The following is a 16,818-nucleotide window of genomic DNA, read 5'->3' on the forward strand; positions in this document are numbered from 1 at the left end:
CAGCTCAGCGGGAACGTGTGCTCGATCACCAAGTAGTGAGCGGGCGTCACCGTCGTGGTCACCTCGACAGCCTGGCCTGCTTCCGTCACCCTGGCTCAGGCCGAAATCGTGCTCAAGGCCGCCGAAGGAACCCGGATGCATGGCTATCTGGTGCTGGCTCTGCTCACCGGCGCACGCACCGAGGAACTGAGAGCGCTGACGTGGGATCACGTAGACCTGGAAGGCACTCCCAATGCGGCACCCGCTGTGCCGCCGTATGTAGCCGTGTGGCGGTCGCTCGCACCGGAGGGGATACCAAGACTCGGAAGTCCCGGCGCACGCTCGCACTCCCTCGTCGCTGTGTGGAAGCCCTCAGGGTGCAGAAGGCCCAGCAGGAGGAAGACAAGGAAGCAGCGGGCAAGCGGTGGGAGGAACACGGGCTCGTGTTCGCCTCCACTGTGGGCACGCCCCTCGACTCCCACAACGTACGGCGCGCCTTCCGAGTGGTCATCGCTAAAACCGACCTCGACCCCGACGAGTGGACGCCCCGAGAGCTGCGGCACAGCTTCGTGTCCCTGCTCTCAGACCAGGGCATCCCACTGGAGGAGATTTCCCGGCTGGTCGGCTACAGCAGCACGGCGGTGACCGAACTGGTCTACCGCAAGCAGATCCGTCCCGTCCTACAGGATGGTGCGGTGGCCATGGATCGGATCTTCAAGGCGTGAGATCGGAAAGCTTAGTCACTCACTTAGACACTCAGAAGCCCCTCAAGATCTCTTGAGGGGCTTCTGACCTGGAGCCGCCTTCGGGATTCGAACCCGAGACCCCTTCATTACCAGTGAGAACTTGATCGTCCGCAGCCGTCCGCCATGCTCTTGGATGCCTGCTCCGGCGATGGGAAGAAGTGCCGCCGGTCCGCGACTGTCCATGGTCGTCCAGAACCGTTGTTAGCACTCTCGTTAGCAAGATCGGTGCTCAGCCCTCTGCCCCGACGGCAGGGCCCGACGGAGTCGCGTCGCGGCAGCCGATCGCCCCGACCCGTGCGGCGGGGGCCGAAGTGGGCGATCGTCACGGCCGGACCGAACGATTGGGTAACGGAGATCGTGTGGATCTTTGTTGCGTTCTACACAGGAGGACATGAGCGGTTGGCTGCGGGTGTTCGTCACGATTGTGGTGGGTGCGGTGGCGGTGGCGGTCGCCGTGGCCGCGTTCACGGACGGCAAGCCACTGGAGACCGTGCTCGGGGCTGTGGTCGGCGGGGTCGTGTCGGCTTTCGCACCCAGCGTCATCGACCGTAGGCGGGAGAAGGCTGCGGCACGAGAAGCCCTTGTTGCGGCGGCCGAGTTGCTGCCTGACGGGTCGGGTCCGGCGATGCTGTTGCACGCGTCGCGAGGTGTGGTGCCGTTCGAGGGCCGGGAGCGGGAAGTGGAAGAACTGCTCGCCTGGTGCCGTGATCCCCGGGCGGGGCGGTTGCGGTTGCTGACGGGGCCGGGTGGTGTCGGTAAGTCGCGCCTAGCGGTGGAACTCGCGCATCGGCTGAGCCCGGGATGGGGCCAGTTGGAGGTTCGCGACGATGGCGAGGCCGATGCGCTGGCGCGGTGGCGAGCGGTGGAGCAGCGTCAGGTGCTGGTTGTAGTGGATTACGCCGAGACGCGGACCGGGCTGTCGGGGTTGTTGCATGCGGTGGCCGGTGATGAGGGCCGGCGGGTGCGGGTGTTGCTTCTGGCGCGTAGTGCCGGGGAGTGGTGGCAGCAACTGGGGGGCGATTCGGCGCGGGTGCGGCAGATGGTGGCCGCGGCGGGGTCCGGGATTGAGTTGGCCGAGCGGGTGATGGCGGGCAAGTTGGATCGTGATCTGGTGGCGGAGGCGGTGCCCTATTTCGCCGCCGCGCTTGGGGTAGAGCCGCCGCAAGCCTTTGCGGTGGAGTTGGGGGACGGACCTCACAGGATTTTGGACTTGCATGCGGCTGCGCTGGTGGCGGTGCTGCGCTCGCAGCGGTCGGGAGCTGGCGCAGTGTCGGTGAGCGTGGGGGATGTGCTGGAGGAGTTGCTCGGTCATGAGCGGCGGTATTGGCTGCAGTCGGCGCGGGCGCGGGGGTTTGTGCAGGGGGCGTGGGGGCTGAGCGCGCGGGTGGTGGAGCAGACGGTGGCGGCCGGGACGCTGCTGGGGGCGCGGGATCGTGCTCAGGCGGTGGAGGTGGTGGGGCGAGTGCCCGACGGTATGGCCTCGGGTGTGGTGGCTGACTGGTTGCGGGAGTTGTATCCGCCGGAGGATGGCGAGGGTGGCCGGGAGTGGCTGGGGCGGTTGCGGCCGGATCGGCTGGCGGAGTTGCACGTCACCCGGCAGTTGGGCGGCTCGGTCGAGTTGCTGGAGGGGTGTCTGGCGGATTTGGATGAGCGGCAGGCGCGGCGGGCGCTGGTGACGTTGGCGCGGGCGGCGCAGGAGTTGGACGCGGCCGGGGAGATCTTGCAGCGGTTGCTTCCGGTCGTTGCCGGTGAGGTGGGGTCGGTTCCAGCTCCACGGGAGACTTTGGTGGCGTTGTACGAGGCGCTGCCGTATCCCTCGATGGTGCTCGCCGAGGCGCACGCCCTGCTGGCACGACGCATCCTGGACAGCACTCCAGCCGATGCCGAGGCCGGGGAACGCGCACGGTGGTTGTCCAGCCTCAGCGTCCACGTCTCGGCGCTGGGTCGCCCGGCCGACGCCCTGCCGGTGACCGAAGAAGCCGTCACCATCTACCGGGAACTGGCCGCCGCCTACCCCGACCGCTACCGCCCCGACCTCGCCGACTCCCTGACCAACCTCGGCGTCCGCTTTTCAGAGCTGGGTCGCCCGGCCGACGCCCTGCCGGTGACCGAAGAAGCCGTCACCATCTACCGGGAACTGGCCGCCGCCTACCCCGACCGCTACCGCCCCGACCTCGCCGACTCCCTGACCAACCTCGGCGTCCGCTTCGCGGAGCTGGGCCGCCCGGCCGACGCCCTGCCGGTGACCGAAGAAGCCGTCACCATCTACCGGGAACTGGCCGCCGCCAACCCCGACCGCTACCGCCCCGACCTCGCCCGCTCCCTGACCAACCTCGGCATCCTCTTCTCGGAGCTGGGCCGCCCGGCCGACGCCCTGCCGGTCGAACAGGAGGCCGTCACCATCCGCCGGGAACTGGCCGCCGCCTACCCCGACCGCTACCGCCCCGACCTCGCCCGCTCCCTGACCAACCTCGGCGTGACGTTCTCGGAGCTGGGCCGCCCGGCCGACGCCCTGCCGGTCGGACAGGAGGCCGTCACCATCTACCGGGAACTGGCCGCCGCCTACCCCCACCGCTACCGCCCCGACCTCGCCACCTCCCTGAACAACCTCGGCGTCCGCTTCTCAGCGCTGGGCCGCCCGGCCGACGCCCTACCGGTGACCGAAGAAGCCGTCACCATCCACCGGGAACTGGCCGCCGCCAACCCCCACCGCTACCGCCCCGACCTCGCCCGCTCCCTGACCAACCTCGGCGTGACGTTCTCGGAGCTGGGCCGCCCGACCGACGCCCTGCCGGTGACCGAAGAAGCCGTCACCATCCGCCGGGAACTGGCCGCCGCCTACCCCGACCGCTACCGCCCCGACCTCGCCAGCTCCCTGAACAACCTCGGCGTCCGCTTCTCGGCGCTGGGCCGCCCGGCCAACGCCCTGCCGGTGACCGAAGAAGCCGTCACCATCCACCGGGAACTGGCCGCCGCCTACCCCGACCGCTACCGCCCCGACCTCGCCAGCTCCCTGACCAACCTCGGCGTCCGCTTCTCAGCGCTGGGCCGCCCGGCCGACGCCCTACCGGTGACCGAAGAAGCCGTCACCATCCACCGGGAACTGGCCGCCGCCAACCCCGACCGCTACCGCCCCGACCTCGCCACCTCCCTGACCAACCTCGGCATCTGGTTCGCGGAGCTGGGCCGCCCGGCCGACGCCCTGCCGGTCGGACAGGAGGCCGTCACCATCTACCGGGAACTGGCCGCCGCCAACCCCGACCGCTACCGCCCCGACCTCGCCACCTCCCTGACCAACCTCGGCGTGACGTTTTCAGAGCTGAATCGTCCGGCCGAAGCAGAAGAGATGCGACAAGAAGCCGAACGGATGCGAGCGGGCTTGGGCGATTCCTGATCACGGCAGGTCTGCGGGTCTATGTTGCCGAGGGTCTATGTGCGCGTGGGCGGTGCTGGCCCGGACCGGCCGGAGAGCCGCAGCCGGGCCGGCTTGCCGCCGACGCGCGGCCGAGGCGCCGCAGGCGGCTCGGCCCTTGAACCCGTAGAGAAAGTTCAACCCGTAGAGAAAGTTCTCATCCGGCTTGAGCAGGCCCAAAATGATCTTGGTCGAGTTCTAGACTCCTGAGCTCGCTGCCCGCTGAGTACTGCCGCCGTCCACGGAACTGCTCAAGGTCACCGTCGGCCGGTTGGAGACCGGCAAGCCCTGGGTGGTCGACTTCCGCACCGTGCCGCACTGGCTCAACGCCGGAGCCACCCAATCAGGCAAGTCCAACCTCGCCAACGCCCTCATCGTCGGACTGGCGCCGCAACCGGTCGCGCTGGTCGGCTTCGACCTCAAGGGCGGCGTCGAGTTCACCCCGTACGCGCCCCGGCTGTCCGCGCTGGCCACCAACCGAGCCGAATGCGGCACCCTGCTCGATGACCTGGTGACACTCATGACGGACCGGATGGGCGTATGCCGGATGGCCTCGGCGCGCAACATCTGGCAACTCCCGCCCACCATGCGGCCGGTCCCCGTGGTGGTCCTGGTCGATGAGCTGGCCGAGCTGTACCTGATGGCGGACAAGTCGGAGAAGGACGAGATCGCCAAGACCTCGACGGCGCTGCTGCGCGTCGCCCAGCTCGGGCGGGGGTGGCCATCGTCGCCGGCCACGACGGCCAGTGGTACCAAGCCCGCTCCTTCCACGTCACCGAAGCCGCGGCCGAACACGCCGCCCGCACCTACGCCGACCAAGCCCCGGCCTGGGCCGACGTGATGACCGCACAACCACAGCCCGACTCCCAGACCGCCTGACCCACCAGAAGGGAGGAAACGCTGATGCGCCGCTTGGCCGCCTGGCTGCTCGACACCGGCCCCGTCCTCGTCCTGGCCCTCATCGCCGGAGCGGGCTCCTTCACCCACATCCGCGACACCGCCACCGAACACGGCCAGCACGGCTGGATGGCCTGGGCCGTCGCCGTCTGCATCGACCTCACCTGCGTCATGGCCGCCTGCGAACGCCAACACGACAAACACACCGGCCGCACCCGGCGCGGCCCACTGTCCTGGCCCGTCCTCGTCCTGACCGGCGGCATCGTCCTATCCCTGGCCGCCAACCTGCAACAGGCCGACCCGACCGTGTGGGGCTGGATCACCGCCGCCACCCCGGCCGCCGCCTTCCTCGTCGCCGTCTCCATGCTCGAACGCCGCGCCACCAGCACCAGCACCAGCACCAGCACCAGCACCAGCACCAGCACCAGTGAATCGTCCCCGGACGTTTCGCAGACGTCCCCGACCTGGACGACGGCGTCCCCATCCGTCCCCGACCGTCCCCAAGCTGTCCCGCAAGCGGACCGTCGCGCGCTCATCCCCGCCCACGAGGACGACCAGGACGACCGCCAGGGCGACGGTCCCGCGCCTGATCCCGCGCCCGACCCCGCGCTGATCAACTACGCCCGCCGCGTGGCCGACGAACATCACGCCCAGCATGGCAAGCCCATCACCCGTGACCTGCTGCGCGTCCGCCTGGGCGTCACCGACAAACTCGCCGCCACCCTGCTCCAGGCTCTGCGCACCCGCTGAAAGGGGATCACCGATGACCGACGACCGAACCGCTTTCGTCCACGGCTCGATTCAGTTGGCCGCCTTTCTCCAAGCCCACCCTGAGGTGCCCGCGCACACGTCCGCGCACCTACCGCGTGTACGTCCGCATCACCCCGCGAAAGGAGCGCTGATCATGGACGACACAAGTGCTCGCCTCCGGCGCGGTCGCCTCGATCCGCATCGACGGCTCCCGCCGCATCCCCGTCTCCGCGCTCACCGACTACATCACCCACCTGACCAGGAAGGAGGTCGCCGCATGACGCAGACCCTTGTCGGCACCCCAGACGAGCACCCGCGCAAGAAGAAGGCGCCCAAGCTACGCGACGGCGTCATGAAGCGCGGAACCACCTGGTCATACGTCATCCGCGTCCGCGATCCCGAAACCGGTGAGAGCAAGCCTCGATGGGTGGGCGGTTTCGCCACCGAAGAGGACGCGAAGGCCGCCCGCGACTAGGCCCGCGTCAACGCCCGGCGCGGTGAGTACGTGGACCGCAACGAGATCACGGTCGCCGACTACCTGGACATGTGGATCGAAGACCACGCCATGGAGATCAAGCCCGGCACCCTGGAGGACTACCGGATCGGCATCCGCCTCTACGTCAAGCCGTACATCGGCAAGATGCGCCTGCAAGCGGTGCGGCCCCTCCACGATCACCAAGCTGTACCGCGACCTCCTGGCCAAAGGCAGCAAGAACGGCAAGCCGCTCAAGGTCTCCACCGTCACCCACACCCACGCGATCCTCCGCCGTGCCCTCCGGCGACGCCGTACTCGTCCACGAGTTCATCAGCAGCTCCCCCGTGGAGAAGGCCAAGCGCCCACGCTCCGACGCCCAAGACCTGGAGCGATCTGGACGGCCGCCCAGCTCCGGAAGTTCCTCAGCATGGCCCTCACACACCGCCTCTACGCCTTCTTTCACCTGGCCGCCTACACCGGCGCAAGGCGTGGTGAACTCCTGAATCTGCGCTGGCGGGATGTCGACCTCGTCGGCAAGCCGAGGCCTCCGCCGAGCCGCTACCGATGATCCGCCTGCACGACCTACGACACATTCACGCGACCCTGCTGCTCCTGGCCGGCGTCCCTGTCCACGTGGTGGCCGCCCGCCTCGGCCACGCCGACCCAGCGATCACCCTGCGCGTCTACGCCCACGTCATCCGCTCCGCCGAAACCGCCGCCGCCGACATCTTCGCCAAATCTCTGGACGACACCCAGTAGGACGTTTTCGAGCCAGATGCCCCTTGTTCATCAAGGGGTTTCAGGCATGAGGGGTCGCGGTTCCGGGGGCAGCTGCTGCATCAGATCGTCAGCCGCCATGAAGGATCAATGGCGCATAATGGGAACCAGCCGACATTCGTCGCCATCACCCCCTGTCGCCATGCGAATCATGGACCGCTTAGCGGAGGCATGCTTGCTCGCGGAACTCGGAGATCTACTGCTTGACCTTCTGGCTGCCCTAGGGAGCCTCATCTTTGCATCCCTTGAGTTCTTGGGCAGACTTTTCACGTACGACCTGGAGCTACCGGGCGGGCTCGGGCACCTGCCCATTTGGGCAGCTCTTCTTGGCGCAGTCGCCGTCATTGTTGGTCTGGCGTGGTTCGCAGAGCGCCCGATGGCGGATCGAATCAACGTTGTCATCGTCCTCGTGACGGTCGCTGGTCTTGGACTTGGGGTCTGGCAATGGCGCTCGCAGGCTGATCGAGACGAGTTGCGCCGTCATGCGGACTTCGTTGGCCGTGTCGCCGTGGTGACCTACGCCGTTCCCAAGGGCCTGCTGGTGACAGTTCGAAATGCCAACTCCGCCATGGCGAGCGTCGTCTTCTTCTCGCTGGCGCATGGCACACGCGCACCCGAAAACTGGGAGATCAACGTCGAGCCATGCACACAGCGCTCATTTGTTGTCACACCACGTGCGTACTGGCAATCAATTGTGCGAAAGGGCGGCAAGGACTGGTCAACTGGCGCCGATCCCACCGAGATCTTGTTCGCGTCGCTCCAGGGCACCTATGGCGTCAAGGATGCCGAGGGTGTGAGTCGGGTTCTGATCAGCGGGACTGCGAGCCGGAGCGAGCCTGTGAGCGACTGCGCGTAGGCGCCGCTCGAACATACGTCATGGGACAACGGCACCCGAAGCCAAGAAGACCGGAGGGCCACCCTGGTAGCTGTGTTAGCAAGGGTGTTAGCAAAAGGCCCCCCGCGATCATCGCGAGGGGCCTTTGACCTGGAGCCGCCTTCGGGATTCGAACCCGAGACCCCTTCATTACGAGTGAAGTGCTCTGGCCGACTGAGCTAAGGCGGCATGCCGTACGGCTTGGAAGAGTCTACAGGAGCCCGAGGAGTCCTCGCTCCCCCGAGCAGCCGACGTTTTCCGCCATCCGGCGGGCCCAGCTCAGGGCGTCAGCGGCCCCGCCAGCACCGACCGGCCCGCCGCCTCGTCCCCTGCCCAGGTGATCGCGGGGTGGCTGTCCGGGAGCCGGTTCCAGAGCATCAGCAGCAGGTTCTCCGCCGTCGCGGCGATCTCCGCGACCGGGTCACCCGGACCGTACGTCCAGGACGTGCCGGTGTCGGTGGTCAGCAGGCGGAGGGCGTGCGGGGGCGAGGTGGCCCGGCCGCGGGCTATCTGGCGCGGAGCCATCGTGTCCAGCACTTCGGCGACCCCCTCGCCGGCCAGCTCAGGGTCGAGCGGCCGTGCCGTATCGAGCGCGTGCTCGGCGTCCCAGCGGTGCACCAGCGTCTCCAGGCAGCGCCGCCGCTGCCAGAAGCCGACCGTGTGCGGCGGGTGGAACGTCCAGGCTTCGGTGGCCGGGTCCGTGTCCAGCGCCTCCAGCAAGATCCTGGACGTCCCCTCGAACCACCGCCCCATATCGGCGGCGTCCCTCGGCGCCGGCGGGGCTTTGTAGCCGCCATGCCTCTCCTCCACGGCTGCCGCTGCCCACAGATTCTCGCGGCCCAGGTGGTCCGCCAGGTCGTGCAGGGTCCAATCGCCGCAGTGCTGGATCGGGGTCGTCAGGTCGGCATAGAGGCAGTCGCGGAAGGCCTCGAGCTCTCGGCGAAGCCCTCGGAGGAGGTCGGTGGCGCGCACGGTGCGACCCTAGCGAATGCGTGACCGTGGCGGGCCCGGGCCAGGGCCCCGAAGGCCCGGCCCGGGAGAATCCCGCTCCTACGCCTGGTCTGTGGGCTCGTTGCCGTAAGCGGCGTCGTGGGCCTTGCGGGGGCCGCAGACGCTGGCCTTGGAGCAGGAGCAGCGGCGGCCGCCGTCGTTGAGGCGGACGACGACCGAGTCCGAGGGGACGTTGTGGCCCACCACCGTACCCTGCCCCTGTGGGGTGTCCACGGTGACGCCCACGCGGGGAGCCGTGGCCCGGAACTCCTGATAAAGGGGATGCTCGTACTTCAGGCAGCACATCAGCCGCCCGCACGCGCCGGCGATGCGCAGCGGGTTGACCGGCAGGTCCTGGTCCTTGGCCATGCGGACCGAGACAGGCTCGAAGTCCTTGAGGAACGTGGCGCAGCACAGGTCACGGCCGCACGGGCCGATGCCGCCCTGCAGGCGCGCCTCGTCCCGCGGCCCGATCTGTCTCAGCTCCACCCTCGCCCGCAGGTTACGGGCCAGATCGCGGACCAGGGCACGGAAGTCGACCCGGTGCGGGGCCGAGAAGTAGACCGTGTAGACGTTGTCCTTGTCCAGATAGTCGACGCCCACCACCTTCATCGGCAGCGTATGCCGTTTGATCAGTCGTTTCGACACACTGCGCGCCTCGGCTCTGCGGCGCTTGTTGGTCTCGTCGCGGGACAGGTGCTCCTCGCCCGCGACGCCCGCGCACACCGGCAGCCCGTCGATGTCCTCGCTCGTATATTGCGGCGCCCACACGCACTCTGCCACCTCGGGTCCTGAGTCGGTCGGGACCAGCACCTTGTCGCCCACGCTGGGGCTGTGCCCGCCCGGATCGAGGTAGTAGAGGCGTCCGTAGCGTGTGAAGCTCACGGCCATGATCATTCCCATGGACTCGCGCTCGCCTCCTGACGGCCTCGGGGGTTCTTACGGCCTTCGCTGCCACATTACGTGTCCAGGACGCTGACAGTGAGGGTGCGGGCGCCGGATACCGGCAGGATCACTCGCGGCCTGAGCACACCTTGCTCTCAGGCAGGATCAGCCCATAACGCGCGATCAGCAGACTCGTGTCGGCCGCACAAGCCCCGTCGACGACCGTCGCGACACCCGACTGCCGCCTCAGCTTGTCGATCGTCATGTTCCGATCGACCTCTGGCTTCATCGTCAACACGAACGATTCGGGCATGTCCGTCACTTTCACTGCGGTCTTGAGGGGTGACTCGCTCTTGAGCGACTTCTGGAAGTCTTCATATGCCGCCGCCTGGTCCACGAACGTGAACGACTCGACGTCGGGTCGCGACTCGATCAGCTGGCGAAGGGCGTTCTTCTCCGCGTTCGTCACCGCTTTTCCTTCCTTCTTGACCCCCTTGAGATTGCCTTCTCCATCAAGAACCTGCTCGGCGCCACATGAGACCTGAGCGGCCCCCTTGCCACACAGGAAGGCCCTGACCACGGATCTCGTCGTCTCCACCCTGTCGGCGGCCATGTCAGAAGGCAGATCCACGACATTCTGAATCCCCGGCACTCCCCGCAACGCCAGCGACACCTGCTTCGGGTCGGCCCCCTCCTTGATCGTCAACCTGAACGATGCCGGCAGGTCAACGGCTCCGACACTGTCCATCAGCGCCTTGTTGTGGACGAAATCCCGCCGGAAGCTCTCGTAGGCGCGAACCTGGTCGACGAAGACCACCGCTTCGACCTCCGGCAACTGCCGCACCAAGGCGTCGACCGCCTTCGTCTCCGCGGCGGTGACGTCACGCCCCTGGCACAGACGCTCCTTCGGCACCGCCTTCGAGCACAGGAAGACGGCCATCTCCCCCTTGCCCATCTGGCGGTCCGGCTCCGGATTCACCGCCACGGCATGGTTCACATCCCCCGGACCACCCATTCCCACCACGCCCGCGACCCCCACGAGCACGACGACGGCCGCCACGGCCACCAGCCGGAGATCCACCCGAAACCGGGACCGCTGACCCCCGTGCAGCGGCCGGATGGTGTTGGTGTCGACCGTCGCCCCGGCCTCAGTGAGAGCCTGGCGCAGCCGATCCTCCATCGGACTGTTCATGAATCCTCCCCGAGTGCCCGGCGGAGGGCGGTCAGCCCTCGCGCGATCGTGGACCTGACCGTGCTCGCACTGATCCGCATCGTCTCGGCGATCTCCTGGTCGGCCAGACCGAGGTAGTAGCGCAGCGTCAGCGCCTCGCGCTGCCTGCGCGGCAACTGCTGCAGCGCCACGAGCAGCTCCCGGCGCTCCTCCGTCGCCATCGCGGCGCTCTCCGCCGACCAGACAGGCGGGTCGTACGGCACCGCCCGCCGGAACACCGTGGCCCGTCGCCGCAGCACCGACCGGCACCCATTGAGCACGGCGGAGCGCACGTAGACCAGTGCCCTGCCGGGATCTCGCAGCCTGCCCCGCCCCGCGTGCGTGCGGGCGAACGCCTCCTGCACGACGTCCTCGGCCGTCGCCTGATCGCCCACCATGATCAGTGCGAGTCTCACGAGCCCGACGTGATGCTCAGCGAAAATCACCGAGACGTCCACCTGCTCGCGCATCAGCGCCTTCCCTCGGGAAAGCAGTTCGACTTCCACATCACAGAGACGCCTTACGGCCCCATCTGCTGCTTCAGTCACCGCACTATCTTGGGTGCGGCCCGTTCGGGCAGACTGCTACGAATTCCTCATACGCAGCGACAACATCATGGACTCGACCGCGATCTGCGGATTCACGTTCAGGTCGAGGCGCTCGCGGCACCGCATGATCGCGTCGATGCGCCGCAGCGTCTCCTCCGGGGTGGAGGCCTTGGCCAGCTGGTCGATCTCGTACCGGATGTCGTCGTTGGCCAGCTCCACCCCCGCCCCGAACTGCATCGCCAGTACGTCGCGGTAGAACGAGGTCAGCTCCAGCAGCGCCGCGTCCAGGGAGTCGCGCTTGATCCTGGTGGCCCGGGACTTCTGCCGGTCCTCCAGCTCCTTCAGCGCCCCGGCGCCGCCGCGTACGAGCCCGCGGTTGAGGCCCTTGCCCGTGGAGCCCTCGCCGTAGAGCCTGCGCAGGTCGGTCGTCTCCGTCGCGTTGAGCGCGCCCGTGGAGGCGGCGGCCTCCTCCTCGGCCGTCTTGACCAGCCGCTCGGCGGCGCTGACGCATTCGCCTACGCCGGTCAGCGAGCGTGGGATGGACAGGACGGCCTCGCGCCGCAGCCGCGTCGCCTCGTCCAGCGCCAGGGCTCTGGCCCGGCTGATGTGCCCCTGGGCCGCGCGGGCGGCGAAGCGGGCGGTCTCCCACGGCACGCTGTCGCGGGTGGCCAGCACGTGCGCGACCGCCTCGGTGCCGGGGGTGACCAGGGTGACCTGCCGGCAGCGGGACCTGATGGTGATCATCAGGTCGTCGGCGGCGGGCGCGCAGAGCAGCCAAACTGTACGCGGCGGGGGCTCTTCGATGGCCTTGAGCAGGGCGTTCGCGGCGGATTCGGTGGCCCGGTCGGCCCCCTCGAACAGGATGACGCGCCAGCGGCCCTGGGTCGGCGCGCCCGCCGCTCTGAGGATGAGCTCGCGGGTCTGCTTGACGCTGTAGGACAAGCCGGCCGGGCGTACGGTCTCCAGGTCGGGGTGGGAGCCGATCAACACCTGGTGACACTGGTCGCAGTGACCGCAGCCGGCGTCGGGGCAGAGCAGAGCCGCCGCGAAGGCCCGCGCGGCCTCCTCGCGGCCCGAGCCGGGCGGTCCGGTGAACAGCCAGGCGTGCGTCATGCCGGCGCCGCGCCCGCCCCGCACGGTCTCGGCGGCGGCCGCCGCCGCTCGCGACAGTACGGTCGTCGCCTGGTCCTGGCCTACTAGGTCATCGAAGACACCCACGGCATCAGGCTAGTCGCGGATGGCGGGCATCGTGCCCGTTGCGTTCTCGGACTCCTCCGGCACCGGGTCCGGCAGGATCTCGCGGATCCGGTCCTGGATCGCGCGGGTGATCTCTCCGGTCGGCAGTGTGCCGTCCACCACCAGGTAGCGGTCGGGGGCGGCGGCGGCCAGTGCGCGGAACTCCTTGCGCACCCGCTCGTGGAAGTCCAGCGGCTCGGCCTCGATCCGGTCCACCGCCCCGCCCAGCCTGCTCAGCCCCAGCTCCGGCGGCGTGTCGATCAGCACGGTCAGGTGCGGCACCAGCCCGCCCGTCGCCCAGGCGTTGACCTTGGACACGTCCTCGGGGTCGAGCGAGCGCCCTGCCCCCTGGTAGGCCAGCGACGAGTCGACGTAGCGGTCGCAGACGACCAGGGCGCCTCGGTAGAGAGCCGGGAGGATGACCTTCTCCACGTGCTCCGCGCGGTCGGCGGCGTAGAGCAGCGCCTCGGCCCTGGCCGACAGCCCGCGCTCGGCCGCGTCGAGCAGGATGGCGCGCAGCCGCATGCCGATCTTGGTGGCCCCCGGCTCCCGGGTCTGCACGACGTCGAAGCCCTGGTCGCGCAGCCAGATGGCGATCAGCCTGGACTGGGTCGTCTTCCCGGAGCCCTCGCCGCCTTCGAACGCCACGAACAGGCCGGGCAGCGGCTCGGCCGTGTCGGCCTGGAAGCGCTTGCCGCGCACCGCCGCGATGATGTCCTCGGAGAGCGAGACGCCCTTCCTGTCGTCCATGTGACGCAGGCCGAGGATGCCGACGACGGTGGCGAGCACGCCGCCGGCCAGCAACACCATGTTGGTGCCGTTGAACTGGTAGGCCAGGTCGCCGAGCCGGAACAGGTGCTCGCCGAACAGGGCGGCGAGCGGGTTGGCCGCGGCCACGACCAGCAACAGCGTCACCCTGGCGGTGGACTGCAGGAAGGAGAACGTGCGCCCCCGCATCGAGTCCTCGACCTCGAGCCCGATGAGGGTGTAGCCGATGATCCAGGCGATGCCCGCGCAGGCCCCGAGCGCCACGGTCAGCATGACCACGATCACCAGGTTGTGGACCAGCGCGATGGCCGCCAGCACGAGCCCGGCCAGGATGAGCGACAGGCCGAACAGCCGCCGCCGCGACAGCTCGCGCAGCAGCCGGAGCCCGAAGAACATGCCCAGCGCCATGCCGACGAAGACCGCGCCGAACACGATGCCGTAAGCGGCGTCGCCCCCGCCGAGCGCCACCACGTAGATCTTGGCGACGCCGACCACCGCGCCGCCCGCGGCGAACGCGCCGAGCATTCCGATGATCAGGCCGCGCACCAGGCGGTTGGTGCCGACGAACCGCCAGCCCTCGACGATCTGCTTGAACACGGACGGCGTGGAGATCGCCCCGTCGCGCTTGGGGATGTCGCGCAGCGTGAAGATGAGGAAGGCCGAGACGAGGTAGGCGCAGGCGTTGACGACGAGCGCCAGCGCGGTCGGGTCCATCCAGGCCAGGAACGGCACCATGTTGCGGGTGACGTCGCCGACCAGCGACAGGGCCGCGAACAGCACCGCGGCGATCGGCGCGGTGCCGTAGGTGACCATCAGGTTGAGCTGGTTGGCCGACTCGAGCTGCTCCTTGGGCACCAGGTTGGGGACGGTGGCGTCCTTGGCCGGCACCCAGAACAGGTTGACGCATTCGACGAGCAGCGTCGCGATGATGACCCATTGGTAGCTGTTGACCAGCGGGATCGACAGCACCACGGCGAAGCGGGCCAGGTCGGCGGTGAACATCGTCAGCCGCCGGTCGAACCGGTCGGCGAACGCGCCCGCGAGCGGCCCCAGCAGGACGGCGGGCAGCATCTTCGCGATGAACACGCCACCGATGGCCAGCGACTGGATGCGGTAGTCGCCCTCGGTGAGGTTTCCGGCCAGGGCGGTCAGGGCCAGGATGTTGAGCCAGTCACCCAGGCTGCACACGGACATGGCCGTCCAGAGCCGGCGGAACGGCGCGATAGCCAGCACGTGTGTTTGTCGGCCGAGGGCGGTCATGATGTCAGCGTATCCAGGTGTTCGCTGGGAGTGGGATGGCGAGCGACGAGTCGGATATACCCGGCGGCTCGTCGCTGAGGGTAGTACGTTCATGGCCCCGCGCGCAGGTGGCACAGCGCGAATGGGCCCCCGTAATGACCATCGTCGAAACCACGCTGCCGTCAGCCCCCTCTGCGCGCTTGCTCGATCAGGGGCGCCCAGGCCGTCCGGACGGCGGCGGGCAGCTCCAGCTCCTCCCAGAGCTCCACCAGCAGCACCCCGTCGACATGGTCGAGCAGCTCTCTCGGGCCGCCCTCGCACAGCAGCGCGGAGTAGGCCTCGCGGCGCTCCCCGCGATCGGCCAGATCGTAGATCCGGCCGCCCAGCCGCAGCGTGCCCAGCGCCTCGGCCACGGTCAGCCGCGGCAGGTGGCCGGGGACGGAGAACGGCCGGCCGTCGTCGGCGACACCGGCGGAGAACCCCTCCTTGGGCTCCAGCGCCAGCCGGAAGCCGGCCGCGTCGAGGATGCGCCCGGCGGTCTCGAGGGTGGGCGACTTGCGGCCGTGCTCGTAGGCCGACAGCGTGGTGCGTGAGGTGCCGCTCACCCCCGCGAGCTCCTTCTGCCGCATCCGCGCCGCGTGCCGGGCCTGCTTGAGCAGCATCCCGCCCTGCTCCGCCCAGAACCTGACGTCGGGCACCCCACCGACCGGGAAAGAGTCCATCATCACCTCCGCGTATCCCTTGAGATACTACGCCATCGGAGACGCTGTGTGAGCGGCGAAGTGCGGAAAGTCAGCGGAGTTCGAGCATAGTGATCTCCGGCGGCGCTCCCACCCGGATCGGCGGCCCCCAGAACCCTGCCCCCCGCGTGACGTACACCTGCACCCCGTCGACCGTGCCCAGCCCGGACACCACCGGCTGCTGCAGCGGGACCACCAGGTTGAACGGCACCATCTGACCACCGTGCGTGTGACCGGACAGCTGCAGGTCCACGCCGTGGCGAGCGGCCTCCACCGCCTGCACGGGCTGGTGCGCGAGCAGGACCGTCGTACGGCCCTCCGCCCGCCCGCCCAGCGCGGCGGCGAAGTCGGGGCCGTCGCCCGTGGCGGCGCCGTTGACGTCGTTGACCCCGGCCAGGTCGAGCACGGCCCCCTGGTGCCGGATCTCCACCCGCTCGTTGCGCAGCGACCGGACCCCGAGCTCGCCCAGCTCCTCGATCCACTCCTCCGGACCGTTGGCCGTGTAGTACTCGTGGTTGCCCGTGACGAAGTAGGAGCCGTACCGCGACTCCAGCCCCCGCAGCGGCCTGGCCAGCGCGCCGAGGCTCTCGACCGAGCCGTCGACCAGGTCCCCGACGATCGCCACCACGTCCGCCTCGAGCCCGTTGATCATGCGGACGATCCGCTCGGTGTGCGCCCTGCCCGTGAGCGGCCCCAGGTGGATGTCGCTCACCACGGCGAAACGCAGCCCGCCGAGCCGGGAGTCCAGCCCCGGCAACGTGACCCTGACCGGCTCGATCACCGGGTCACCGAGCGCCACCGTCACGCCGTACCCGACCGTGCCGAGCGCGCTCGCGCCCGCGACGGCGGCCGTGGCGCGGCCGAGGAACAGCCGCCTGCTCAGCAGATCGTCGACCGGCGCAGGCGCTGCCGGCCTTGAGTCGGGCGCGCCCCCGACCGAGGCCAACTCCTTCACCGCCAGAACGGGCGCCACCCGCCGCCGCATGATCAGCCCGGCCACCGCCCGCGGCACCTCCAGCAGCAGGAGGAACACGAGCAGGTAGAACATGATCCCCACCCACGCGTAACCGGGCCACGACAGCCAGGACAGCGACTCCAGGCGCATCCCGCCGAAGGTGCCCAGCACCAGCAGGAACAGCCCGGCCATCGCGAACGTCAGCCCGGTGCGCACCCTCCCCGGCCGCGTGGTGGCGCGGACCAGCCGGTGCCACAGATAGAGGTGGATCGCAACGACCACACTCACGACCACCACGAGAAAGGCCACGTCATCATGCTACGAGCAGCGCAGAAGG

General features: G+C 69.1%; 16 protein-coding genes and 1 tRNA gene. 8 read left to right on the forward strand and 9 right to left on the reverse strand.

Annotated features, from left to right (window positions below; all coding sequences use genetic code 11):
• The first annotated feature begins 266 nt into the window (after positions 1–266).
• The 8 genes from ACTMTF_RS47525 to ACTMTF_RS47560 all read left to right on the forward strand — a co-directional run bounded on the left by ACTMTF_RS47525 (position 267) and on the right by ACTMTF_RS47560 (position 7,892).
• Positions 267–704: a site-specific integrase gene (locus ACTMTF_RS47525; RefSeq protein WP_441116690.1), complete on the forward strand. Its 438-nt coding sequence runs from the start codon at positions 267–269 to the stop codon at positions 702–704.
• Positions 705–1,116: 412 nt separating this feature from the next.
• On the forward strand, positions 1,117–4,119 hold the full coding sequence (locus ACTMTF_RS47530; protein ID WP_441116691.1) for a tetratricopeptide repeat protein: 3,003 nt from the start codon (positions 1,117–1,119) through the stop codon (positions 4,117–4,119).
• 289 nt (positions 4,120–4,408) lie between these two features.
• On the forward strand, positions 4,409–4,978 hold the full coding sequence (locus ACTMTF_RS47535) for an FtsK/SpoIIIE domain-containing protein (RefSeq protein ID WP_441116692.1): 570 nt from the start codon (positions 4,409–4,411) through the stop codon (positions 4,976–4,978).
• 62 nt (positions 4,979–5,040) lie between these two features.
• The gene (locus ACTMTF_RS47540; protein ID WP_441116693.1) at positions 5,041–5,784 is read left to right on the forward strand and encodes a DUF2637 domain-containing protein; all 744 of its coding nucleotides are present in this window, start codon (positions 5,041–5,043) and stop codon (positions 5,782–5,784) included.
• Positions 5,785–6,061: 277 nt separating this feature from the next.
• Complete coding sequence (locus ACTMTF_RS47545) at positions 6,062–6,259, forward strand: Arm DNA-binding domain-containing protein (protein ID WP_441116694.1); 198 nt, start codon at positions 6,062–6,064, stop codon at positions 6,257–6,259.
• Positions 6,260–6,349: 90 nt separating this feature from the next.
• Positions 6,350–6,754 carry a hypothetical protein gene (locus ACTMTF_RS47550; RefSeq protein ID WP_441116716.1) on the forward strand — a complete coding sequence of 135 codons (405 nt, stop codon included), beginning with the start codon at positions 6,350–6,352 and terminating at the stop codon, positions 6,752–6,754.
• A gap of 69 nt (positions 6,755–6,823) precedes the next feature.
• A complete protein-coding gene (locus tag ACTMTF_RS47555) occupies positions 6,824–7,018 on the forward strand; it encodes a tyrosine-type recombinase/integrase (protein ID WP_441116695.1) in 195 nt (64 codons plus the stop codon).
• Positions 7,019–7,211: 193 nt separating this feature from the next.
• Positions 7,212–7,892: a hypothetical protein gene (locus ACTMTF_RS47560; RefSeq protein ID WP_441116696.1), complete on the forward strand. Its 681-nt coding sequence runs from the start codon at positions 7,212–7,214 to the stop codon at positions 7,890–7,892.
• Between the two features lie 130 nt (positions 7,893–8,022).
• Here the strand turns inward: ACTMTF_RS47560 and ACTMTF_RS47565 are convergent.
• From ACTMTF_RS47565 to ACTMTF_RS47605, 9 genes are all read right to left on the reverse strand, one after another.
• Positions 8,023–8,099, reverse strand: a tRNA-Thr gene (locus ACTMTF_RS47565).
• A gap of 90 nt (positions 8,100–8,189) precedes the next feature.
• Positions 8,190–8,882, reverse strand: coding sequence for a maleylpyruvate isomerase family mycothiol-dependent enzyme (locus tag ACTMTF_RS47570; protein ID WP_441116697.1), 693 nt, complete (start codon positions 8,880–8,882; stop codon positions 8,190–8,192).
• Between the two features lie 78 nt (positions 8,883–8,960).
• The gene (locus ACTMTF_RS47575; protein WP_441116717.1) at positions 8,961–9,797 is read right to left on the reverse strand and encodes a PSP1 domain-containing protein; all 837 of its coding nucleotides are present in this window, start codon (positions 9,795–9,797) and stop codon (positions 8,961–8,963) included.
• Between the two features lie 115 nt (positions 9,798–9,912).
• Complete coding sequence (locus ACTMTF_RS47580) at positions 9,913–10,977, reverse strand: permease-like cell division protein FtsX (RefSeq protein WP_441116698.1); 1,065 nt, start codon at positions 10,975–10,977, stop codon at positions 9,913–9,915.
• Positions 10,974–11,465, reverse strand: coding sequence for a sigma-70 family RNA polymerase sigma factor (locus ACTMTF_RS47585; protein ID WP_441116699.1), 492 nt, complete (start codon positions 11,463–11,465; stop codon positions 10,974–10,976). Before ACTMTF_RS47585 ends, ACTMTF_RS47580 begins: the two co-directional genes overlap by 4 nt.
• A gap of 114 nt (positions 11,466–11,579) precedes the next feature.
• The gene (locus tag ACTMTF_RS47590) at positions 11,580–12,761 is read right to left on the reverse strand and encodes a DNA polymerase III subunit delta' (protein ID WP_441116700.1); all 1,182 of its coding nucleotides are present in this window, start codon (positions 12,759–12,761) and stop codon (positions 11,580–11,582) included.
• Positions 12,762–12,770: 9 nt separating this feature from the next.
• Complete coding sequence (gene tmk, locus ACTMTF_RS47595; RefSeq protein ID WP_441116701.1) at positions 12,771–14,807, reverse strand: dTMP kinase; 2,037 nt, start codon at positions 14,805–14,807, stop codon at positions 12,771–12,773.
• A gap of 161 nt (positions 14,808–14,968) precedes the next feature.
• Positions 14,969–15,511 carry a helix-turn-helix domain-containing protein gene (locus tag ACTMTF_RS47600; RefSeq protein WP_441116702.1) on the reverse strand — a complete coding sequence of 181 codons (543 nt, stop codon included), beginning with the start codon at positions 15,509–15,511 and terminating at the stop codon, positions 14,969–14,971.
• 67 nt (positions 15,512–15,578) lie between these two features.
• Positions 15,579–16,790, reverse strand: a complete 1,212-nt coding sequence (locus tag ACTMTF_RS47605; RefSeq protein WP_441116703.1) for a metallophosphoesterase — start codon at positions 16,788–16,790, stop codon at positions 15,579–15,581.
• Between the last annotated feature and the right edge of the window lie 28 nt (positions 16,791–16,818).

Origin of the sequence: Nonomuraea sp. ZG12 (assembly GCF_052068115.1) — a bacterium.
In the GTDB taxonomy this organism is placed as follows: domain Bacteria; phylum Actinomycetota; class Actinomycetes; order Streptosporangiales; family Streptosporangiaceae; genus Nonomuraea.